The 21,311-nt window shown below is 36.8% G+C and carries 20 protein-coding genes; 17 read left to right on the top strand and 3 right to left on the bottom strand.

Annotated features, from left to right (window positions below; genetic code table 11):
- The 3 genes from GZ212_RS16075 to GZ212_RS07690 form a co-directional block, all read left to right on the top strand.
- A partial coding sequence (locus tag GZ212_RS16075; RefSeq protein ID WP_206080409.1) for a T9SS type A sorting domain-containing protein occupies positions 1 to 1,800 on the top strand: 1,800 nt, incomplete at its 5' end.
- Between the two features lie 167 nt (positions 1,801 to 1,967).
- On the top strand, positions 1,968 to 2,918 hold the full coding sequence (locus GZ212_RS07695) for a nitronate monooxygenase family protein (RefSeq protein WP_166958717.1): 951 nt from the start codon (positions 1,968 to 1,970) through the stop codon (positions 2,916 to 2,918).
- Between the two features lie 101 nt (positions 2,919 to 3,019).
- Complete coding sequence (locus GZ212_RS07690) at positions 3,020 to 4,156, top strand: META domain-containing protein (RefSeq protein ID WP_166958715.1); 1,137 nt, start codon at positions 3,020 to 3,022, stop codon at positions 4,154 to 4,156.
- A gap of 3 nt (positions 4,157 to 4,159) precedes the next feature.
- Here GZ212_RS07690 and GZ212_RS07685 read toward each other — a convergent pair whose 3' ends face one another.
- Complete coding sequence (locus GZ212_RS07685; protein ID WP_166958713.1) at positions 4,160 to 4,807, bottom strand: alpha/beta hydrolase; 648 nt, start codon at positions 4,805 to 4,807, stop codon at positions 4,160 to 4,162.
- 50 nt (positions 4,808 to 4,857) lie between these two features.
- Between GZ212_RS07685 and GZ212_RS07680 the strand changes: the two genes are divergently transcribed.
- Positions 4,858 to 5,283, top strand: a complete 426-nt coding sequence (locus GZ212_RS07680) for a PaaI family thioesterase (protein WP_166958711.1) — start codon at positions 4,858 to 4,860, stop codon at positions 5,281 to 5,283.
- A complete protein-coding gene (locus GZ212_RS07675) occupies positions 5,283 to 6,404 on the top strand; it encodes a chorismate-binding protein (protein ID WP_166958709.1) in 1,122 nt (373 codons plus the stop codon). Before GZ212_RS07680 ends, GZ212_RS07675 begins: the two co-directional genes overlap by 1 nt.
- Here the strand turns inward: GZ212_RS07675 and GZ212_RS07670 are convergent.
- Positions 6,399 to 6,770 carry a helix-turn-helix domain-containing protein gene (locus tag GZ212_RS07670; protein ID WP_166958708.1) on the bottom strand — a complete coding sequence of 124 codons (372 nt, stop codon included), beginning with the start codon at positions 6,768 to 6,770 and terminating at the stop codon, positions 6,399 to 6,401. The two genes, GZ212_RS07675 and GZ212_RS07670, sit on opposite strands and share 6 nt — an antisense overlap.
- Before the next feature lie 143 nt (positions 6,771 to 6,913).
- Here GZ212_RS07670 and GZ212_RS07665 point away from each other — a divergent pair, with 143 nt between their 5' ends.
- The 11 genes from GZ212_RS07665 to scpA all read left to right on the top strand — a co-directional run bounded on the left by GZ212_RS07665 (position 6,914) and on the right by scpA (position 18,235).
- On the top strand, positions 6,914 to 7,786 hold the full coding sequence (locus tag GZ212_RS07665; RefSeq protein ID WP_206080408.1) for an SDR family oxidoreductase: 873 nt from the start codon (positions 6,914 to 6,916) through the stop codon (positions 7,784 to 7,786).
- Positions 7,787 to 7,817: 31 nt separating this feature from the next.
- Positions 7,818 to 8,645 carry a 4,5-DOPA dioxygenase extradiol gene (gene ygiD, locus GZ212_RS07660; protein WP_166958706.1) on the top strand — a complete coding sequence of 276 codons (828 nt, stop codon included), beginning with the start codon at positions 7,818 to 7,820 and terminating at the stop codon, positions 8,643 to 8,645.
- A gap of 109 nt (positions 8,646 to 8,754) precedes the next feature.
- Positions 8,755 to 9,543: a glucose 1-dehydrogenase gene (locus tag GZ212_RS07655; protein WP_166958704.1), complete on the top strand. Its 789-nt coding sequence runs from the start codon at positions 8,755 to 8,757 to the stop codon at positions 9,541 to 9,543.
- Positions 9,544 to 9,547: 4 nt separating this feature from the next.
- Positions 9,548 to 9,841 carry a DUF3861 domain-containing protein gene (locus GZ212_RS07650; protein ID WP_166958702.1) on the top strand — a complete coding sequence of 98 codons (294 nt, stop codon included), beginning with the start codon at positions 9,548 to 9,550 and terminating at the stop codon, positions 9,839 to 9,841.
- Positions 9,842 to 10,065: 224 nt separating this feature from the next.
- On the top strand, positions 10,066 to 10,473 hold the full coding sequence (mce, locus tag GZ212_RS07645) for a methylmalonyl-CoA epimerase (RefSeq protein WP_166958700.1): 408 nt from the start codon (positions 10,066 to 10,068) through the stop codon (positions 10,471 to 10,473).
- A gap of 31 nt (positions 10,474 to 10,504) precedes the next feature.
- Positions 10,505 to 12,064 (top strand): acyl-CoA carboxylase subunit beta, encoded by a 1,560-nt coding sequence (locus GZ212_RS07640; RefSeq protein WP_166958698.1) that lies wholly within the window; start codon positions 10,505 to 10,507, stop codon positions 12,062 to 12,064.
- Positions 12,064 to 12,426 carry an OadG family transporter subunit gene (locus GZ212_RS07635; protein ID WP_053972609.1) on the top strand — a complete coding sequence of 121 codons (363 nt, stop codon included), beginning with the start codon at positions 12,064 to 12,066 and terminating at the stop codon, positions 12,424 to 12,426. Before GZ212_RS07640 ends, GZ212_RS07635 begins: the two co-directional genes overlap by 1 nt.
- Positions 12,427 to 12,453: 27 nt before the next feature.
- Positions 12,454 to 12,876 carry a biotin/lipoyl-containing protein gene (locus GZ212_RS07630; protein ID WP_053972610.1) on the top strand — a complete coding sequence of 141 codons (423 nt, stop codon included), beginning with the start codon at positions 12,454 to 12,456 and terminating at the stop codon, positions 12,874 to 12,876.
- 52 nt (positions 12,877 to 12,928) lie between these two features.
- The gene (locus tag GZ212_RS07625; RefSeq protein ID WP_166958696.1) at positions 12,929 to 14,251 is read left to right on the top strand and encodes a sodium ion-translocating decarboxylase subunit beta; all 1,323 of its coding nucleotides are present in this window, start codon (positions 12,929 to 12,931) and stop codon (positions 14,249 to 14,251) included.
- A gap of 40 nt (positions 14,252 to 14,291) precedes the next feature.
- Entirely contained in the window at positions 14,292 to 16,106 is a 1,815-nt protein-coding gene (locus GZ212_RS07620; protein WP_166958694.1) for a methylmalonyl-CoA mutase family protein, read from the top strand.
- Complete coding sequence (gene scpA, locus GZ212_RS07615; RefSeq protein ID WP_166958692.1) at positions 16,103 to 18,235, top strand: methylmalonyl-CoA mutase; 2,133 nt, start codon at positions 16,103 to 16,105, stop codon at positions 18,233 to 18,235. The genes GZ212_RS07620 and scpA overlap by 4 nt, the downstream gene beginning before the upstream one ends.
- Before the next feature lie 56 nt (positions 18,236 to 18,291).
- On the opposite strand, the gene meaB is transcribed toward scpA, so the two are convergent.
- Positions 18,292 to 19,296 (bottom strand): methylmalonyl Co-A mutase-associated GTPase MeaB, encoded by a 1,005-nt coding sequence (gene meaB / locus GZ212_RS07610; protein WP_053972614.1) that lies wholly within the window; start codon positions 19,294 to 19,296, stop codon positions 18,292 to 18,294.
- 192 nt (positions 19,297 to 19,488) lie between these two features.
- On the opposite strand from meaB, the gene menD reads away from it, so the two are divergent.
- Positions 19,489 to 21,249 (top strand): 2-succinyl-5-enolpyruvyl-6-hydroxy-3-cyclohexene-1-carboxylic-acid synthase, encoded by a 1,761-nt coding sequence (gene menD / locus GZ212_RS07605; RefSeq protein WP_166958690.1) that lies wholly within the window; start codon positions 19,489 to 19,491, stop codon positions 21,247 to 21,249.
- The last annotated feature ends 62 nt before the right edge of the window (positions 21,250 to 21,311 follow it).

Here is a 21,311-nt window from a genome sequence, read left to right as displayed (position 1 = left end):
GGTCCTTCCGGTTATGTAGGTTACAGTTGGAGTTTTGGTGGTTCCGAGGTAGGAACTTCCGAAGATTTAACGATAACTGGAGCGACTTCGGCAGATGCTGGTGTTTATACACTGACGGTGACCGATAATAATGGCTGTTCTGGAAGCGATACTGCAACGGTTACGGTCTACGACAACCCAGAGCCATCTGTTGGTGATGCGTCAGACTGTGAGGGCGAGGACATCACCTTGGACGGTCCTTCCGGTTATGTAGGTTACAGTTGGAGTTTTGGTGGTTCCGAGGTAGGAACTTCCGAAGATTTAACGATAACTGGAGCGACTTCGGCAGATGCTGGTGTTTATACACTGACGGTGACCGATAATAATGGCTGTTCTGGAAGCGATACTGCAACGGTTACGGTCTACGACAACCCAGAGCCATCTGTTGGTGATGCGTCAGACTGTGAGGGCGAGGACATCACCTTGGACGGTCCTTCCGGTTATGTAGGTTACAGTTGGAGTTTTGGTGGTTCCGAGGTAGGAACTTCCGAAGATTTAACGATAACTGGAGCGACTTCGGCAGATGCTGGTGTTTATACACTGACGGTGACCGATAATAATGGCTGTTCTGGAAGCGATACTGCAACGGTTACGGTCTACGACAACCCACCTTGTGATATAAGTGGACCAACTGAAGTTTGTTTACAATCGCCTGACGGATCTGGTTATGTGTATAGTTTTGAAGGAGATGCTACAGGTTTAACCTTTGAGTGGACTGTAAATGGTGGTACTATAATAGGAGCTGACAATGGAACTTCTGTTGAAGTTTTATTTGATTCTGAAGGAAATAATAAAGTATGGTTAACAGTTACAAATGGAACAACCAATTGTACTTCTACTTGTAGTTATGATGTTATGGTTTATGATTGCTGTAGCGATGAAACGGCCTATGCCTATAACACCCAATGTACAGGAGTTGATAACCTTTGTTTCTTGGATTATGAAGACGAATTAAATGAGAACCGATGGGGATGGACACTTTCAGGAATCGATTTAGAATCTGATATCAGTGATGATTTGGGAATACAATACAACAGTTATACGGTTGACTTATATGCCGGAAATGGGAACGATTGTATGCCAACAGATGGTCCTGGACAGTATGTAGGTACAGCCACCATTACTAGAAATGGAGATGATATCACTGTGTCTTATAACTTAATTGATGATACTGAAGATACCTATTACGCACTTTATGGTTTGCATGTGAATATAGGATGTTACCAATTTGCTTTGAAGCCAAAGGGTAAAAAGAAAATGGTTAATACAGTAGCACCTGGTCAATATAACGCTAGTGGAAGTGGTAATGGCAGTTCAGAGGGTGTTGTTACTATTGATGTTGATGATACAGTAAAAGACGGCAATCAGTATTGTTTGGACAACCTTTATGTGATTGTTCATGCCGAGGTTGAGATTTGTACAACGGAGCCTATGACTTCAACGCCAACAGCGGTTAGATTGGTAGAGACAGCGAAGGTTGAACCGATACAAAATGAGACAGTAGCTGTAGATTTTAAAGCCTATCCAGTGCCATTTAAGGATATAGTCAATATTAGTTATCGTTTTGATTTCGATACTAAAGTAACGTTGGAAATCATTGATTTAAGTGGTCGTTTGGTTTACACCAAAAACATTCAAAATTATGTAAAAGGAACCAATGGTATGGAGACTATTGACTTGACCAAAACAAATAGTCAAATGTTATTTGTTAGATTGATAACTGATCAGGGAATCAAGATTAAGAAAATTGTAGCAAAGTAATAGTAGCTATTAAATAAGTGTACCTTTAATCAAATGATAGGTACAGTAAAAAGGGTAAATGATTTCATTTGCCCTTTTTTATTATTAAAAGTAGGTTAGAGGTTACTTATTTTTAATTATGCACGCATAACAAAAACAGTTATATTTGTGATACAAACTAATTTAATATGACTGATACCACACTTACCAAAATGCTTGATATCAAGCACCCTATTATTATGGCTCCTATGTTTTTGGTGTCAAATGTAGCCATGGTAAAAGAAGCTATGGCTTGCGGTATAGCTGGATGCATTCCTGCATTAAACTACCGTACCTTAGCTGAATTACGTTCTGCTATTCAAGAATTAAAGGCAGCTAAAGTGGCTGGTGGCGCATTTGGTTTTAATTTAATTGTCAATAAGTCCAACGTTAAGTATCAGGAGCAGCTGCAAATTCTTTGTGAAGAAGGTTGTGATTTTATAATCACCTCTTTGGGAAGTCCGCAAGAAACCATACGAAAAGCGCATGAGGTAGGAATAAAAGTGTTTTGTGATATCACAGATTTAGCATATGCCCAAAAGGTAGAAGCACAGGGAGCGGATGCCGTAATAGCTGTAAATAATCAAGCAGGTGGGCACCGGGGTGAAATGAAGCCGAAAGAATTAATCTCCTTGTTAAACGAGTATTGTAAAATTCCCGTCATTTCTGCTGGGGGTGTGGGAACCAAAGAGGAATTAGATAAAATGCTGTCCTACGGAGCTATTGGGGTTTCAGTTGGAAGTCCGTTCATAGCTTCCAAAGAATCAAATATTACGGAGGAGTATAAACAGGCTTGCGTCGATTTTGGAGCCCAGGATATTGTAATGACCGAACGTATTTCAGGAACACCTTGTACGGTGATAAACACCCCTTATGTTCAAAAAATAGGAACCAAATCCCCTTGGCTAGAACGCACCCTCAATAAAAATAAAAAACTTAAAAAGTGGGTGAAGATGTTACGATTTTATATTGGTATGAAGGCCACAGAAAAGGCAGCCCAACAAGCAACTTATAAAACAGTGTGGGTGGCAGGTCCCAGTATTGAGCATACCAAACAAATTTTACCAGTAAAAGATATTGTTGAAAAGCTGATTCATTAAGGTTCTTTTTAGATTCGAAATGATTCAAGGGGAATTTAAAATTTGGATTTGATTTTCAATTTTTAAAGATTTAAATTCGTCATCTTATTTAATCTTATATTATGAAAAAGTTATTCCCTTCTGTTTTTATTGTGTTAATGGTTTTGATTTCTTCCTGCCAAAAGGAAGTTACTAAACAAAGTGATTTATTATTAGGGTCAGGATGGGAATTGGAAGCCATCTCAAATACTGGTAAATCTTTTGAAGAATTGTTTCCAGGTAAAAAACCCTATTTGGAATTCGACCAAGAAGGATCTGTAAAGGGAAATAGTGGATGCAATGGGTATACCTCAGAATATAAAATCAGTGAAAATCAAATGTCCTTTGGTGAGCCTGGTCCAACAACAATGATGTATTGTGGCGAGGGAGAAAATATGTTTCGTGATGCTTTAAAGAAAATTACTCATTACGAGGTAGATGATGAAGGAAAGCTTAAACTAGTTTCAGAGAGCGAAACTTTGCTAATCTTTAAAGCTTCTGATTTGGAAAATGATGCTAATGAGACTTCTGTGAACGTGCGATTTAATAAACAAGAAATCACCGATAAAAGTTATTTCAAAGCTAATGGTACAGAGCCTTTTTGGGGCTTGGAGATTGACGAGCAAGCCATTACCTTAAAAATGATGGAAGACACTATTACAGTGCCAAATCCTAAAAGCATTAAGGCTATGGATGCCAATGTGAAACAATATGACGTGGAAACTGAGGCTTACGCTCTAAGGATTGTAATTATTCAGGATCCTTGTGAAAATCAAATGTCTGGAGAAAAGTTTCCATATTCGGTGAAAATGGAATTAAAATCAACAGGTGATTCTGAAATCAGACCTCTTCATGGATGTGGTTATTATATGACAGATTCAAAATTAAATAACATCTGGACTCTGGAAGAAATGAATGGGAATCCTATAGACAGGAGCCAATATCCAAATAAACTCCCATCAATTATAATCGATTCGGAAAAGAATATTTTTATTGGCCACACTGGTTGTAATGACATGAAAGGGTCATTATTTTTCGAGCCTAATCTTTTGAGGTTTAAAGATATTATAACTACCAAAAAAATGTGTGTTCCAGATAACGGACAAGAACAGGCTTTCTTGCAGGCACTGAAATCAAGTATTACCTTTAAAGTTGATAATGATCGATTGACATTATCAAATCCTAATGGGGAACTATTGATGTTTAGAAAAGATAATTGATTTTCATTCTCCAGCTAGTTCGGATACGAGATTCATATTTATTTCATGCCCTCCTTCAAAGGGGTAAATTTCCAATCTATCGCCAAATAAGGATTTGGCACGGTTGATTTCTATTTCAATTTGTGGCGCATCCAAGTATTCGTCTTGGTTTCCATAAATTAAAAGGACTTTGGTCGATTGTGGTAAATGTTCAAAGTCTAAAGGTTTCAATTCATGTGGAATTTTACCGGAATGAATAATAATTTGATCACATGAAATCTCCCTTTTTGCTAAATATCTTAGAGCGACACTAACTCCTTGCGAAAATCCCAAGACAATAAAGTTGCTTTGTGGTGGTAGTTTTTCTTGTTTGAAGAGGCCATCAAAATACCTTATTATATTTTCCATTTCCAATTGGGTATTCTCCTTGGTAAGCCAACTAGCTCCTACATGTCTCATTTTAGGCGGTAGGTAATATTTGCTTGGTGCTTGAGGAGCGATGATGAAATTTTCTTCCTTATTTAAAGATTCAAAATATCTTAAAAAGTATCTGCTTAAAAAGCCCATCCCGTGACAAACAAACCAAATATTCTTTGTTTTATCAGTTAAAGAATTGAGTGTTTCATAAGTGTTGGAGGTTTGATAGGATATTTCCTTTTGGGTTGAATTCATTTTAACAGCTCGTTTTGTATTTTTACAGCTCCTAAAAATACATCAATTTTATGCCACTATCTAAAGAAGACGTTCTTGCCCAAGCAAATTTGGCAAGTAAAAACACCTTAATGGAAACCTTGGAAATTGAAATGATTGATTTTGGTGAAGATTTTTTGACTGCGCGAATGCCGGTTAATTCTAGGGTTTATCAACCAGATGGCGTACTTCATGGTGGGGCTACGGCGGCTTTGGCAGAAAGTGTGGGTAGTTTTGCATCTCATATTTTCACCAACATTGAAGAGAAATTTGTTCGTGGTATTGAAATTACGGCAAATCATTTAAAAAGTGTGACCGAGGGGTATGTTTATGCCAAGGCTACTTTTATTCATCGGGGGCAAACAACACAATTATTGGATATCCGTGTTACAGATGAACATGATAATTTGATTTCCATTTGTAGATTGTCTACTATCTCGCTTCCAAGAAAGAAATAATGGATCTAGATCTTTTTTTCTCAAAAATAAAATTACAGCTTCAAAATCAATTACCCTTTGTAGCTTATCGCAAACCAAATCAATCTCAAGTTGATTTACTGTTGCAACGGACCAATGATTTACATGAGGTTGAAAGTTATCAAGAATCAGGCTTTGTATTTGCGCCATTTAAACTGGAAGAAAAAACAATTTTATTTCCCTATACTGATTGTGAATCGTTTTCGCTACAGAGGTATAATAAGGAATCACAAGAAACCTTTCAAGGCACATCAAACTCTTCAAAAAGTGACATGCTAGAACATATGGCATTAGTTGAAAGGGCAGTAGAAACAATGGTTCAGGAAGGTGAGTTTAAAAAAGTGGTACTTTCAAGAAAGGAGATTGTTAAAACCGATGACATTAATCCCGTTACGGTTTTTAAAAACATTCTTGGTTTTTATAATGGTGCTTTTTGTTACATTTGGTATCATCCCCAAGTAGGGTTATGGCTGGGTGCTACACCAGAGACTTTGCTTCAAGTAAGCAGAAATAAATTCTCTACCATGTCATTAGCCGGAACTCAAAGGTTTAAAGATACTTTAGAAGTTGAATGGGGAGAAAAGGAACTTGAAGAGCAGCAAATTGTAACCGATACAATTGTGGAAGCGATAAAAAATGTCATCCCAAAAATTGAAGTTTCTAAAACCAAAACACATCAGGCAGGCAGTTTATTGCACTTAAAAACCGATATCTCAGGAATGCTAAAACCATCATCTCTTCAATTAAAGGATTTGGTAGAAGCGTTACACCCAACACCAGCGGTATGTGGTTTGCCTAAAAATAGAGCCAAAAAATTCATTTTGGAAAATGAGCACTATCAGCGAACTTACTATACAGGGTTCTTAGGCGAATTGAATAAAGAGGAAGTTCAGGAGAGAAATCGAAATCGCAGAAATGTTGAAAATTCAGCCTATAGATCATCCTCAAAAAACACCCACTTTTTTGTTAATTTAAGATCTATGGAGTGCCTAAAGAATGAAGTGCATCTGTTTGTTGGTGGAGGTATAACCACTTCATCAAATCCGTTGGCTGAGTGGCAGGAAACGGTTTTTAAAACGGAAACTATGAAGCAGGTTTTATAATTTCTTCTGGTAAGCTTCCCGATTTTTTAAAATAGTTGCCATGTGCTGCTTTGACCAATCTGATAAGGCATCTACATAAGGAATTAGACTTTTTCCCAAATCGGTTAGTCTATATTCTACCTTAGGAGGTATTTGTGGATATACTTTTCTATTAACCAATCCATCTGCTTCCAAATTTTTTAAAGATACCGAAAGCATTTTTTGAGATATATCACCAATGGCTTGATGTATTTCATTAAAACGCAAGACCTCCTGCTGTTCCAAAACCATTAAAATGAGAAGTGACCATTTATCACCAATACGATCTAAAATGTTTCTTACGGGGCAATTTGATGATTCACTAAAATTAATAAATTCTTTATTCATGATAATCAACTGGTTTTTAATAATACTAACTTTTAAGTAAGTATTTGATGTTCAGGTGCGTTCTTGTTTAAAAGAAACTTACTTTTTATCTTTGACTAACCAAAAGTAAGTAAATATATTTAATAAACTATAAAAGAATACAAATGATATTAATTACAGGGGCCAGTGGCCATTTAGGAGCAGCAGTTGTTAATGAACTTTTAAATAGAATAGAAGCATCTCAATTGGCGGTTTTGTCAAGAAACGCTGAAAAAGTCAATACATTTAAGGAATTGGGAGTGGAGGTAAGACAGGGAGATTATGATGATTATGATTCTCTTGTAAAGGCTTTTAAAGGTGTTGATTCTCTTTATTTTGTATCTGGAAATGATATTGCCTCAAGAATGAAACAACATGAAAATGTGGTTAAAGCGGCTAAGGAAGCAGAAGTAAAACATATTGTTTATACGAGTTTTCAACGCCAAACAGACGAATTGGATTCAATCATTCAATTTGTTGCCGAATCACATATTAAAACAGAAGACCTTATAAAGGAGTCTGGGATACCTTATACCATTTTAAAACACGGTTTGTATCTTGAGGTATTACCACTTTTCATTGGTGAAAATGTTTTAGAAACTCAAACGGTATTTTTACCAGCAGATGAAGGTAAGGTTTCTTTTGCATCTAGGGCAGATATGGCTCAAGGGGCTGCTATTATTCTTTCAACAAGTGGTCACGAAGGAAAAACTTATGAGTTTGGAGGAGAGGTATCTTATGGAATGAAGAATGTAGCTGAGATTTTATCTAAGTTATCTGGAAAGGATATCTCGTTTGTAAGTCCAACGATAGAAGATTTTGTTAATGCTTTAAGCGAAGCTGGAGTTCCTCAAGGTGCTATTGATGTGACTGTTGGATTCAGCCAAGGTATTGCCGCGGGTGAATTTGATCAACCTACAACCACTTTAAAGGATATTTTAGGACATGAGTTATTATCGCTTTCTACCTTTCTTGAAGCAACATTTATTGGTGAATAATCCATAAATTGTATCATCTATAATTCATCCAATGACAACCAAAGACCTTAAAAACTGGCAGAGCGCCTTACCCTATAAAGACACGACTCAACCTGTGTTATTTATAGGGCATGGTTCTCCCATGAACGCCATTCAAGACAATCAGTTTACCAAACAATGGAACCAATTAGGAGAATCATTAGAACCTCCAGTCGCCATATTGTGTATTTCCGCACATTGGTTGACCAATGGTACGTTTGTGACTAATATGGAAGCTCCTAGAACCATTCATGATTTTGGCGGATTTCCTCAACAGCTTTTTGAAGTGGAATATCCAGTAAAAGGAAAACCAACTTTGGCAGAGGAAATTAAACATCATATAACCTCTACTCATGTAGGCTTAGATGAAGAATGGGGATTAGACCATGGGGCATGGAGTGTCATTAAACATATGTACCCTAAAGCCAATATTCCAGTTGTGCAATTGAGCATCAATTATTTTAAGCCGCCAGAATACCATTATGAATTAGCGCAACAGCTTTTGGATTTACGAAAAAAAGGCGTGTTGATAGTAGGTAGCGGAAATATGGTTCATAATTTAAGAATGGTGGCTTGGGATAAAATGGAGGACACCTATGGTTATGACTGGACGTTAGAAATAAATGATATTTTCAAATCTAAAATCTTGGATGGAAATCATCAAGATTTAATGAATTATCAAAAACTGCATAAGGATATCGCTAAAGCAGTGCCTACTCCAGATCATTATTATCCTTTGTTATACACCTTGGGGTTGCAAACTAAAAATGATAAGATTGAATTTTTTAATGATCAGGCGGTAGCGGGTTCTTTAACCATGACATCCGTTAAAATTGGATAAATTTTATCTATCATTCCATAAATTTAAAAATACGTTAAAGCCTATAAATATTGATGCTTTCATAGTTGTCGCTCGTAATTTTATAGGATAAAAATCAAAATATATACATATGAAAACTTTTAAAAATAAATCAATTATTATAACAGGAGCCGCTATGGGATTAGGTTATGCAACTGCAAAATTTTTAGCCGAAAAAGGAGCAGATCTTACCTTGGTGGATTTTAATAAAGAAAAGCTAGAAGAAACAGCTGCGGAATTGAAGGACGCATTCTCAATAAGAGTTGTTTCTGTTGTTGCAGATGTATCTAAAGAAGAAAGTGTAAAAGAATACGTAGCTAAGGCCAAAGAGGCTTTTGGTAAGATTGATGGATTCTATAATAATGCTGGAATTGAAGGTCGACAAGCCGATATGGTGGATTATGATCTAGACGTATTCAAAAAGGTGATTGATATCAACTTGATGGGTGTTTATTATGGTTTACGTTATGTACTTCCAGAATTGGTTGCCAATGGTGGTGGACGAATTGTAAACGTGGCCTCTGTAGGGGGTATTCGAGGGGTATTGAACCAAACACCTTATGTGGCTTCAAAACACGCTGTGGCTGGAATGACTAAAAATGCAGCCTTAGAGTATGGTAAGCACCAAATTTTCACCAATGCCATTGCACCTGGGGCAATTTTAACACCAATGGTTGCTGAGGCTTTTAAACAGGTTAATCCAGATGATCCAAAAGCGGCGGAAGCAGATTATGCACAAAGAAATCCAACCAGACGATTGGGGAAACCTGAGGAAGTTGCCAGTTTGGTAGCCTATTTGTTAAGTGATGACTGTAATTATGTCAACGGTCAGGTGATAGCCATAGATGGTGGTGAATCTAATATGTATGGTAACGCCTAAGGTAATGGGAAAGAAATCCAACCATTATAAGCTAACAATTGAAGAGGTTGCTTTAAAAGATCCGAATGAACCTCTCAAAGATGGAATCACTTTGGAATTTGATAATCATGATGACATATTCAAAATTATAGATGTCATTAAGGATAAAGAACTATTCGAAGATAAAAATCAAGCAACCGAATTTGGATTAGGTTTAAAATTATTTAGCGAAGTGATGCTAAAAAATAGAAACCATCCAATTTTTGAATCATTTTATCCATCGTTTAGTGCTTTTATGAAGACACTAAAAAGTCAATGATTCATATTCAAACTTAATTTAAAAGGAGCCAATTTGGCTCCTTTTTTTTTATCGATTCCATTGATTTTTATAAATCGTATTGAAAACATAATTAAGATTTTATAAAAATTATAAACTAAATCGATTTCGTTTTCCGGGAAAAATTTGAACATGATTTTTATCATGAAACCCTCTTTACAACTACTCTAACTTTGATGTATAATAATGATTAATCATTTTAAGTCATGAATATTTCGCACATAGAACACATTGGAATTGCGGTAGATAACTTGGAAGAATCCATTCAATATTATGAAAATGTATTGGGGTTAACATGCTACTCTATTGAAGAGGTAAAGGATCAAAAAGTAAAGACGGCTTTCTTTCTGGTTGGTGATACTAAAATTGAATTATTGGAAAGCACTTCACCTGATGGTCCAATAGGAAAATACATTGAAAAAAGAGGGCCGGGAATACATCACTTAGCTTTTGCTGTGGATAGTGCTAATAAAGCCTTAAAACAAGCGGAGGAACTTGGAGTGAGATTGATAGATGCCCAATCTAGAAAAGGTGCAGAAGGACTTAATATTGGCTTTCTTCATCCAAAGTCAACAAACGGCGTTCTAACAGAACTTTGCTCCAAAGAGCTATAATAAGATAAATAATTTATAAAGTTTGGAACTTATGACAACGCAAGATAAAATCAACGAACTTATAGAAAAACGTGCTAAAGCACGATTGGGTGGAGGTGAAAAGAGAATTGATTCACAACATGCTAAAGGAAAATTAACAGCAAGAGAAAGAATAGAAATTCTTTTGGATGATGATAGCTTTGAAGAGTTTGACATGTTTGTAACCCATAGAACGAAATCATTTGGGTTGGATAAACAAATATTTCTTTCAGATGGGGTGGTAACAGGTCACGGTACAATAGATGGTAGAATTGTCTATGTATTTGGACAAGATTTTACCGTTTTTGGAGGATCACTTTCTGAAACCTACGCCTTGAAGATTTGTAAAATTATGGATATGGCCATGAAGGTAGGTGCGCCGGTTATCGGGCTTAACGATAGTGGTGGGGCACGTATTCAAGAAGGAGTGAGATCTTTGGCTGGGTATGCTGAGATATTCCAACGTAACATTATGGCTTCAGGTGTTATTCCTCAAATATCTTCCATTCTAGGTCCTTGCGCTGGTGGAGCTGTTTATTCGCCTGCTTTAACCGATTTTACGATCATGACAGACCAAACCAGTTACATGTTTGTTACTGGGCCTAAAGTAGTACAATCGGTAACAGGTGAAAATGTTACCACTGAACAGTTGGGAGGGGCAAATATCCATTCTACAAAATCGGGGGTTTCTCACTTTTTAGCTGAAAATGACGAAGAAAATTTATTGTTGATAAGAAAGCTTCTTAGCTATATGCCTTCAAATAATTTGGAAGATCCACCAATAATTTCAACGTCTGATCCAATAGATAGATTGGATGATGTCTTAAATAACATCATACCTGAAAATCCGAATCAACCTTATGACATTTTGGATGTGATCAGCACAATTACCGACAATGGAGAATTTTTAGAGGTTCACAGAAACTATGCTAAAAACATTGTTGTTGGGTTTGCAAGATTTAATGGCCGTTCCGTAGGAGTGGTTGCCAATCAACCTAAATTTTATGCGGGTGTTTTAGATACAGAAGCTTCTAGAAAGGCAGCGCGTTTTGTTCGTTTCTGTGACGCATTCAACATACCATTGGTTACTTTGGTTGATGTCCCTGGATTTTTACCTGGAACTGGTCAGGAATATGCTGGAATTATTCTACACGGAGCGAAACTGTTGTTTGCTTATGGTGAGGCAACAGTGCCGAAAGTGACCATTACCTTAAGGAAATCTTACGGAGGTGCCCATGATGTAATGAGCTGTAAACAACTCCGTGGCGATTTAAACTATGCCTGGCCAACTGCAGAAATAGCTGTTATGGGAGCCAAAGGAGCGGTAGAAGTTTTGGAAGGTTCCAATATCAGAAAAATTGAAGATGATGATGAAAAGCAACATTATATCGAGGAAAAAGAAAACGAATATACCGCCAAATTTGCCAACCCTTATGTGGCAGCCAAATATGGTTTTATAGACGATGTGATTGAGCCAAGAAATACAAGATTCCGAATTATTAGAGCCTTGGAACTATTAGCTAATAAGAAAGAGGTGAATCCACCTAAGAAACATTCAAATATTCCATTGTAATGAAAACGATCCTATTATATACCGATGTTTTGGATGAGGGATATATCATCCTGATGACAGGACTTTTGATTGTCTTTGGAGGACTACTGTTACTTACGTTATTCTTTAAGTATGGATTGCCTTTTATGCTTTATATCTACAAGTTGATTACTAAAGGCCCAGACAAGAAGGTTACAGAAATTTCGCCAACAGTCAATGAAAATTTCACCGGGGAAATTGCAGCAGCTATTTCGGTGGCCGTACATATGTATCTCGATGAACAGCATGACAATGAAAATGCCATACTTACCATTAAGCAAGCCAGGAAAATGTATTCACCATGGAGCTCAAAAATTTATGGTGCCTATAACAATAGATTTTAACCCATTTATTTAGAAAATCTAAAGATCATGAAAAATTTCACATTCAATATAAACGAGAATAGCTACAGTGTTAGAATCTTATCGCAAGAAGATAACACCATCGAGTTAGAAGTCAACGGAACAAATTACTTGGTGAAAATGAAGGAAGAAATAAAAAGCAGGAAGACACCTACTTTAGTACGTAAACCTTCAACAACAGCACCAGTTGAGCCAGTTAAGGTCAATCCAAGTTCTTCAAAAACAACCATTACTGCACCTATTCCAGGTGTTGTGTTATCTCTTAAAGTGCAGGTTGGAGATACAATTAAAGCCAATGATTCCTTGATGATTTTGGAAGCCATGAAAATGGAAAACAATATCGTATCAGAAAAATCAGGAACCGTTACTGCTATTAATGTAAAACCTGGTCAGCAAGTATTACAAGGAGAAGTAATGATAGAGATTGAATAGAATTGAGAATGCTTATTGTCTTTACGGCTAATTAAGCGTAAAAAACTACACAATGAAAAAAATATTATTGATAATAGGTGTAATCTCCCTTCTCATCTCAATGAGACCTATTTTGGGGTTGACTTCAGCAGCTTCCAATACAGTTGAAACTACTGCTGTGACAAGTGTTACAGAGGAAGAGCAGGAGGATAGTTTTATTTCAGAAGGAATTAGTGGTGTTAAACAGTTTTTAAGTTATACGGGTTTTGCTAATGCCCAAGCGGGTAATATCATTATGATCGTAATTGGAATTGTTTTCATTTACTTGGGAATTAAATTTGACTATGAACCCCTTTTACTGATTCCGATTGGAGTAGGGGTGATTATAGGAAACATTCCCTTTGTTGCAGGGAATCAAACCGGGATTTATGAAACAGGATCTGTTTTGAATTACCTTTACTTTGGGGTGGTTAAGGGAATTTATCCTCCTTTAATTTTCTTAGGGATAGGTGCTATGACCGATTTCTCATCGTTGATTGCCAATCCGAAATTAATGCTTTTGGGTGCTGCGGCGCAAATAGGTGTTTTTGGAACCTTTTTGGGAGCGCTATATTTAGGTTTTAATTTACCCGAGGCAGGAGCGATAGGCATTATTGGTGGGGCTGATGGTCCAACAGCGATTTTCTTATCTTCTAAATTGGCCAACGGAGTGAACCTTTTACCAGATGGAACTACGGTTAAAAACCTAATTGGTCCTATTGCCATTGCAGCCTATTCTTATATGGCATTGGTGCCAGTCATTCAACCTCCAATCATGAAGTTGTTGACTACCAAAAAAGAACGACTCATTAGAATGAAACCACCAAGAGCAGTTTCTCAAAAAGAAAAAATGATTTTTCCTGTTGTTGCCTTATTATTGACTACCTTTATCTCACCAAGTTCATTACCATTATTGGGAATGTTGTTCTTTGGAAATTTGTTGAAGGAATCTGGTAGAACAGAGCGTCTAGCAGAGACTGCAAGGACCAAAATGATAGACATCGTAACCATTCTTTTGGGTGTGACCGTGGGAGCTTCTACCCAAGCAGATATTTTTATCACCAAGGACTCTATGTTGATCTTTGGGTTGGGAGCTATTTCCTTTGTTATAGCCACTATGGGAGGTCTTATTTTTGCTAAATTCATGAATTTGTTCCTTAAGGGAGATAACAAAATAAATCCTTTAATCGGGGCTTCAGGAGTTTCTGCTGTTCCAGATAGTGCAAGGGTGGTACATGCTGAAGGTTTAAAAGCAGATCCTAAGAATTATTTACTAATGCATGCTATGGCACCAAATGTGGCTGGAGTTATTGGGTCAGCCATTGCGGCAGGTATTATTCTAAGCTTTTTAGGCTAACATTATTTTAAAGTATAAAGTAAATTGTAATACATTTTGTATGAGTACTCAGAATAAATCACTTTTTTCAAATTTCAGTCCTACCTCCAAGCAGGAATGGAAAGATAAAGTGGACACCGATTTAAAAGGTGTGGATTTTAATAAATTGATTTGGAAGAATTTCAACGGTTTAAATTTTCAACCGTTTTATAATTCAGAAGATGGTATAGAGAGTTTGCCAAATACGGGCCTTAATTCTCAAGACTTAGTTAACTTTAGAAGTATTAAAGTAAGCACTTCAGAAGAAGGGAACCAGTTGGCAAAACTGGCCATAAATGAAGGGGTGAATGGTTTGTTGTTTGAAATTGATGGTAAAATTCAGGTCGAAGCCCTTTTAAATGGCGTCGATCTCAATAAAGTTGCCATAAGTTTTTTACTTCAATTTGATCAAATAGACTTTGCCAAATCCTTTTTGATTTATGCAGTTTCAACATTAAAGCAAAAGGAAAACTTAAAAGGTTATTTTGACTTTAGAGGTATTTCAAATTATGTCACAAATGGTTCTTTAAATAAAGCTTTTTTTGACAATTCCGTAGAGTTATTGAAACTTACGGGAGCTTTCCCAAACTTTAAAGCATTTACTATTACTGGGGCTTCTTATTTGGATTCAGGTTCCAACCAAGTGCAAGAGGTTGCCTATTCATTGAATTCATTGGTATTTGTTGTTGGAAAATTGATGGAAAAAGGTGTTGACGCCAACCAAATTTTTCAAGGCTTACATGTGGAATTGGCGATAGGGTCAGAGTATTTTATAGAAATAGCTAAGTTTAGAGCCTTTCATAGTCTTTTAAATTTGCTGGCTAATAAATATGGAGTTACAGATTTTAATCCATTTATAACGGCTAAAACTTCAGTTTGGAGTAAATCGGTTACCGATGCCCATACCAATTTGTTGAGAGCTACTACTGAGGCTATGTCTGCAATTCTTGGTAATGTTGATGGTGTTTTGATTGATCCTTATGATAAAGAATTCAATGAAGCATCACAATTCTCAAATCGTATAGCAGGAAATATTGCCACCATATTAAAAGAAGAATCCTATTTAGGAAAAGTGGCTAACCCGGTTGACGGATCTTATTATATTGAAGAAGCTACTCAAAAGATTGCTGAAAAGGCCTTGATTTTATTCAAGGAGGTTGAAGCTCAAGGAGGCTTTTTTGAAGCCTTTGAAAAAGGCTTGATTCAGGATCAAATTTCTGAAATAAGACAAGAAAAAATAAAATGGATTAGCCAAAGAAGGTTGCCATTGGTAGGAGTCAATAAATATCCTAACCTTATGGAAACAGTTTCTTCAGAAGTTTTATCCTCAGGAGCGTCTTCAGACCAAAAACTTTTAAAACCGAGAAGAGCATCGCTAGAAATAGAGGTTGTTAGAAAAGCAACTGAATTATTGGTAGAATCTATTGGGAAAAGACCTGTTATTGAGCTTTGTAGTTTTGGAAATTTAACCATGAGAAAGGCAAGAGCCGCTTTCTCCTATGATTTTCTAGGGGTATCAGGATTTAAAGTTTTAGATGAGAAAAGTTATGACACGGCTCAATTGGCGGCAGAAGCGAGTGCAGAATCTGATTCTGAGGTGGTTGTTATTTGCAGTTCCGATCCAGATTATCAAGAAAGTGCCTTAAACTTTGTTGAAACTTTCCGAAGTAAGAATTCTGAAAAGGTCTTATTGTTGGCTGGAAATCCAGTAGATTTACTCGACCAATTAAAAGAAGCCGGACTCGATGGTTGTTTGCACATAAAGTCGGATGTCATTCAAACCTTAACAGCCATTCAGAATAAAGTTCAAGAACATTATAAATCTTTAGAAGTATGAGAAAAGATTTTTCAAATCTAACATTAGATACGGTAAAGACTTCAAGTAAACCTCCAGTAGAGGATCAAGATATTTGGAATACCCCAGAAGGGATTCCTGTGAAGAAACATTTTTCAAAAGCAGATATTGAAGACGCAGAACACTTAGGGTTTGCAGCTGGTTTACCTCCGTTTACAAGAGGACCATATAGCACAATGTACACCACAAGGCCATGGACCATTAGACAATATGCTGGTTTTTCAACGGCAGAAGAGTCTAATGCTTTCTATAGAAGAAATTTGGCTGCAGGTCAAAAGGGACTTTCTGTTGCCTTTGATTTAGCAACACACCGTGGGTATGATTCAGACCATCCAAGGGTAACTGGTGATGTAGGTAAAGCTGGTGTAGCCATTGATTCTATTTTGGATATGGAAGTGCTTTTTGACCAGATTCCATTGGATAAAATGTCGGTATCCATGACCATGAATGGAGCCGTATTACCTGTGATGGCTTTTTATATAGCCGCGGCTAAAAAGCAAGGGGTGGCTTTAGATCAATTAAGTGGAACCATTCAGAATGATATTCTGAAAGAGTTTATGGTGCGTAACACTTACATTTATCCACCACAACCATCTATGAGAATTATTGGGGATATTTTTGAATATACGACCAAATATATGCCTCGTTTTAATTCCATTTCCATTAGTGGATACCACATGCAAGAAGCAGGAGCAACAGCCGATATAGAATTGGCTTATACGTTGGCCGATGGATTGGAATACATTCGTACGGGATTGTCTTCCGGATTAAAAATAGATGATTTTGCACCTAGATTGTCTTTCTTTTGGGCTATAGGGATGAATCATTTTATGGAAATTGCGAAAATGAGAGCGGCCAGAATGCTTTGGGCTAAGATCATTAAGCAGTTCAATCCGCAGAATCCAAAATCTATGGCATTGAGAACTCATAGCCAGACTTCTGGTTGGAGTTTGAGTGAACAAGATCCGTTCAACAATGTGGCAAGAACCTGTATTGAGGCGATGGCTGCTGGTTTGGGTGGTACACAGTCTTTACATACCAATGCATTGGATGAGGCTATCGCGTTGCCTACTGATTTCTCAGCTAGAATTGCACGAAACACACAAATTTATATACAAGAGGAAACACAGATTACTAAATCTGTAGATCCTTGGGCTGGTTCATATTATGTAGAATATTTGACTAAGGAAATTGCTAAAAAAGCATGGAAGCTTATTGAGGAAGTGGAGGAATTGGGTGGTATGGCCAAAGCCATTGAAACCGGAGTTCCTAAAATGAGAATTGAGGAAGCAGCGGCCCGCAAACAGGCAAGATTGGATTCGGGTCAAGATATCTTGGTAGGTGTGAACAAATATCAAACGGAGGAGAAGTCACAGATTGAAATCTTGGAAGTTGACAATTCGGCGGTTAGAAATTCACAAATTGAGCGACTTAAAAAGCTGAAAGCCAACAGAGATCAAAATGTGGTTGATGCCAAATTAAAAGCTTTATCTGCATGTGCAGAGAGTGGTAAGGGTAATTTATTGGAATTGGCCGTTGAGGCGGCAGAAAATTTCGCTACTTTAGGTGAAATATCTGATGCTTTGGAAGTTCATTTTGGACGTCACAAGGCTGATACGCAATTAATAAGTGGTGTGTATAGAAAAGAAGTGAAAAATGATAGCGTGTTTGAACAGGCTCAAAAGTTGGCAGATCATTTTGCTGAAATAGAAGGGCGTCGTCCTAGAGTTATGATTGCAAAAATGGGACAAGATGGTCACGACCGTGGTGCTAAAGTGGTTGCCTCAAGTTTTGCTGACTTGGGATTTGATGTCGATATGGGACCTTTGTTTCAAACACCAGAAGAAGTGGCAAAACAAGCCATAGAAAATGACGTACATTTCGTTGGTGCCTCCAGTTTAGCTGCTGGTCACAAGACATTGATTCCTCAATTGATAGAAGAATTAGAAAGGTTGGGAAGACCAGATATTATGGTATTTGCTGGTGGGGTGATTCCAGAACAGGATTACCAATACCTTCTAGATAGAAAGGTTGCTGCCATCTTTGGACCAGGTACTGTGATAGCCAAATCGGCTATTACCATCATGGAAAAATATTTGGAACAAGAATAATTTTCAATAAAACCTAAAAATTAAACCCGGTACTGAAAAGTATCGGGTTTTTTTTATTATAAAGATTTTTTGAAGCTATTCAATATAAGTTGTGCGGCCTCAACAGGAGATATATGAGAGTCTAGAACTTCTTTTTTCAATTGAATTAACTGTTCTGAAATCTCTGGGTTTCCATAGAAGAGTTGTTTGAGATCTTCATTGATGTTATCATACATCCAGCGCAATTTTTGATGATTTCGGTTTTTCTCAAAGTAGCCACTTTCTGTCACCTGTTGTTTGAATTTGAGGATTTCTTCCCAAATAGTTTCAATACCCATGCCTTTTAAAGCAGAAGCTTTGGTTACCACGGGTGTCCATCCAGATGCTGCAGGTGGAAATAAATGTAATGCATTTTGGTATTGAATTCGGGCTCTGTCACTTTGTTTTATATTGTCCCCATCGGCCTTATTAATAACAACCATGTCAGCCATTTCCATGATTCCCTTTTTGATCCCTTGGAGTTCATCACCAGCTCCAGCCAACATTAATAATAGGAAGAAATCTGTCATTCCATGCACCGCTGTTTCCGATTGACCAACACCTACGGTTTCAATTAAAATAATATCATAACCAGCAGCTTCACAAAGTAACATGCTTTCTGCTGTTTTATTGGCAACACCACCTAAGGTTTCTCCAGATGCTGAAGGTCTGATATAGGCTTCATCCATCCCGCTAAGTTCCTCCATTCGAGTTTTATCACCCAAAATACTCCCTTTAGAACGTTGGCTACTTGGGTCAATGCTCAAAATGGCAACCCGATGCCCGTTTTTAATCAAGAATTTTCCAAATGCTTCAATGAAGGTGCTTTTACCTACACCAGGGACTCCAGTAATCCCAATTCGGAGTGATTTTCCTGATGCTGGCAAAATACCTTGAATGATTTTTTTTGCTAGCTTTTTGTCGCTTTCCAAGCTACTTTCAATGATGGTAATAGCGCGAGACAGTATGACGCGATCTCCGTTTAAAATACCATTGATATATTCTTGGGCAGAAAGTCTGTTTTTAGGTTTGTATGCCTTCATTTTGGGATTTCATTAAGCCTTGTAAAGATACTGATAACCTCTGTAAACACCATATAATATGAGGGTCTTTTATAGAGGGTTCAAGGGGATTTATGAAAAGTTTTATCGAAAAAGAATTATGAATAATTAGGCGTTATTTGTACCATTTGCCCCAAAGTTTCTGTAATTTTGTGCGACCATTTTTTCTATTACATGATTTATCCCAAAATCCCTTTAGCCCAAACAGTAATTCAACTTTGTAAGGCTAAAAATATTCAACATATTGTTATTTCACCCGGTAGCCGTAACGCACCTCTTACCATTGGTTTTACCAATGATCCTTTTTTTACTTGTTATAGTATCGTGGATGAGCGTTCAGCTGCTTTCTTTGCCATGGGAATTGCCCAAAAAATAACACATCCTGTAGCTGTAGTTTGTTCGTCGGGAAGTGCGTTATTAAATTATTATCCTGCTGTTGCAGAGGCTTTTTACAGTCATATTCCTTTGGTTGTTTTATCTGCAGATAGGCCCGATTATTTAATAGGAATTGGAGATGGACAGACCATCAATCAGGAAAATGTCTATGAAAATCACATTTTATATTCTGCTAATTTGAAAGTAAGCTCTGAAAAGAAACCAAAGCATTTGGATGAAACTGAGCCAGCTATAATCAAAAATATTGAAAACAAACTGGAGCGATTATTGGGACTAAAACAAGCCATTCATGAAGAGAATGTAGATGAAATAAACATAGCTATTAATAAAAGTATATCGTTACAAGGACCTGTTCATATCAACATTCCGTTTGAGGAACCTTTGTATTTAACCGAAGAGAGATTGAGTGTACAACCTGAGGTTGTTGAACTTGAAACAAAACCCAAAAGAATAGACCAATCTGAATTAAAGGGGCTTCTGGAAGATTGGAGTAATGCTTCAAAAAAAATGATTTTGGTTGGTGTAAATCAACCTAATAGTATTGAAGAAAAGTGGCTTGAAGAATTAGCTTCAGACCAAAGTGTTTTGGTATTTACCGAAACAACCTCAAACCTGCATCATCCCGAATTTTTTCCTAGTATCGATACTATAATTGCTCCTTTAAATGAGGCAGAATTTCAAGAGTTACAACCCGATATTTTGGTGACTTTTGGTGGGCTGATCGTGTCGAAAAAAATAAAAGCATTTTTAAGAAATTACCAACCAAAACATCATTGGCATATTGATTTGCATCAAGCAAACGATACTTTTTTCTGTTTAGATAACCATATAAAAACCACGCCGAATCATTTCTTTTCTGAATTTCTACCTAAGTTGACACATTTTAAAAAGAGTAACTACAGGACTATTTGGAAGGAAGTAAAGAAAAAACGCTTGGAAAGGCATGATAGTTATCTTCAAGACATCCCTTTTTCTGATTTTAAGGCTTTTAATTGGGTATTAAATAAATTACCAAAGAAAAGTAGTTTACAGATTAGTAATAGTTCAGCAATCAGGTATTCCCAGTTGTTCAATATGGATGAAACTATAGATGTGTATTGCAATAGAGGAACTAGCGGTATTGATGGGTCAACAAGTACTGCTGTTGGTTTTTCAGTGGCTAATGATAGGCCAACCACTTTTATTACGGGTGATTTGGGATTCTTTTACGACAGTAATGCACTTTGGAATAATTACATTCCCAACCATTTTAGGATTATAGTAGTTAATAATGGCGGCGGCGGTATCTTTAGAATTCTTCCGGGGGAAAAGAATACGGATAACTTTGACACCTATTTTGAAACCAAGCATCAACTAAATGCCCAACATTTATGTGCCATGTATGGTTTGGATTATCATTCAGCTCAAGACGAAACCGAACTAAAAAACGAACTTGAAAGTTTCTATAGTGAATCAAATAAAACAAAGCTTCTGGAAATTTTTACACCTCGAACTTTAAACGATGAGATTCTTCTGAATTACTTCAAGTATATTAAATAAATGTTACAAGTATCAATTCCTTTTTGTTTGGGTTTTTAATTATGTAATTTTAAAGTTATTAT

The sequence above is a fragment of the Mangrovimonas sp. CR14 genome, assembly GCF_011764015.1.
GTDB lineage: Bacteria > Bacteroidota > Bacteroidia > Flavobacteriales > Flavobacteriaceae > Mangrovimonas > Mangrovimonas futianensis.
Note: the sequence above shows the minus strand (reverse complement) of the source record. Positions and strands in the feature narration are given on the sequence as shown.

What these genes read in the sequence shown, in the direction of transcription:
- GZ212_RS07695 (WP_166958717.1), top strand. Translation starts at nt 1,968, where the DNA reads ATGACTGATACCACACTTACCAAAATGCTTGATATCAAGCACCCTATT.
- GZ212_RS07690 (WP_166958715.1), top strand. Translation starts at nt 3,020, where the DNA reads ATGAAAAAGTTATTCCCTTCTGTTTTTATTGTGTTAATGGTTTTGATT.
- GZ212_RS07685 (WP_166958713.1), bottom strand. Translation starts at nt 4,807, where the DNA reads ATGAATTCAACCCAAAAGGAAATATCCTATCAAACCTCCAACACTTAT.
- GZ212_RS07680 (WP_166958711.1), top strand. Translation starts at nt 4,858, where the DNA reads ATGCCACTATCTAAAGAAGACGTTCTTGCCCAAGCAAATTTGGCAAGT.
- GZ212_RS07675 (WP_166958709.1), top strand. Translation starts at nt 5,283, where the DNA reads ATGGATCTAGATCTTTTTTTCTCAAAAATAAAATTACAGCTTCAAAAT.
- GZ212_RS07670 (WP_166958708.1), bottom strand. Translation starts at nt 6,770, where the DNA reads ATGAATAAAGAATTTATTAATTTTAGTGAATCATCAAATTGCCCCGTA.
- GZ212_RS07665 (WP_206080408.1), top strand. Translation starts at nt 6,914, where the DNA reads ATGATATTAATTACAGGGGCCAGTGGCCATTTAGGAGCAGCAGTTGTT.
- ygiD (WP_166958706.1), top strand. Translation starts at nt 7,818, where the DNA reads ATGACAACCAAAGACCTTAAAAACTGGCAGAGCGCCTTACCCTATAAA.
- GZ212_RS07655 (WP_166958704.1), top strand. Translation starts at nt 8,755, where the DNA reads ATGAAAACTTTTAAAAATAAATCAATTATTATAACAGGAGCCGCTATG.
- GZ212_RS07650 (WP_166958702.1), top strand. Translation starts at nt 9,548, where the DNA reads ATGGGAAAGAAATCCAACCATTATAAGCTAACAATTGAAGAGGTTGCT.
- mce (WP_166958700.1), top strand. Translation starts at nt 10,066, where the DNA reads ATGAATATTTCGCACATAGAACACATTGGAATTGCGGTAGATAACTTG.
- GZ212_RS07640 (WP_166958698.1), top strand. Translation starts at nt 10,505, where the DNA reads ATGACAACGCAAGATAAAATCAACGAACTTATAGAAAAACGTGCTAAA.
- GZ212_RS07635 (WP_053972609.1), top strand. Translation starts at nt 12,064, where the DNA reads ATGAAAACGATCCTATTATATACCGATGTTTTGGATGAGGGATATATC.
- GZ212_RS07630 (WP_053972610.1), top strand. Translation starts at nt 12,454, where the DNA reads ATGAAAAATTTCACATTCAATATAAACGAGAATAGCTACAGTGTTAGA.
- GZ212_RS07625 (WP_166958696.1), top strand. Translation starts at nt 12,929, where the DNA reads ATGAAAAAAATATTATTGATAATAGGTGTAATCTCCCTTCTCATCTCA.
- GZ212_RS07620 (WP_166958694.1), top strand. Translation starts at nt 14,292, where the DNA reads ATGAGTACTCAGAATAAATCACTTTTTTCAAATTTCAGTCCTACCTCC.
- scpA (WP_166958692.1), top strand. Translation starts at nt 16,103, where the DNA reads ATGAGAAAAGATTTTTCAAATCTAACATTAGATACGGTAAAGACTTCA.
- meaB (WP_053972614.1), bottom strand. Translation starts at nt 19,296, where the DNA reads ATGAAGGCATACAAACCTAAAAACAGACTTTCTGCCCAAGAATATATC.
- menD (WP_166958690.1), top strand. Translation starts at nt 19,489, where the DNA reads ATGATTTATCCCAAAATCCCTTTAGCCCAAACAGTAATTCAACTTTGT.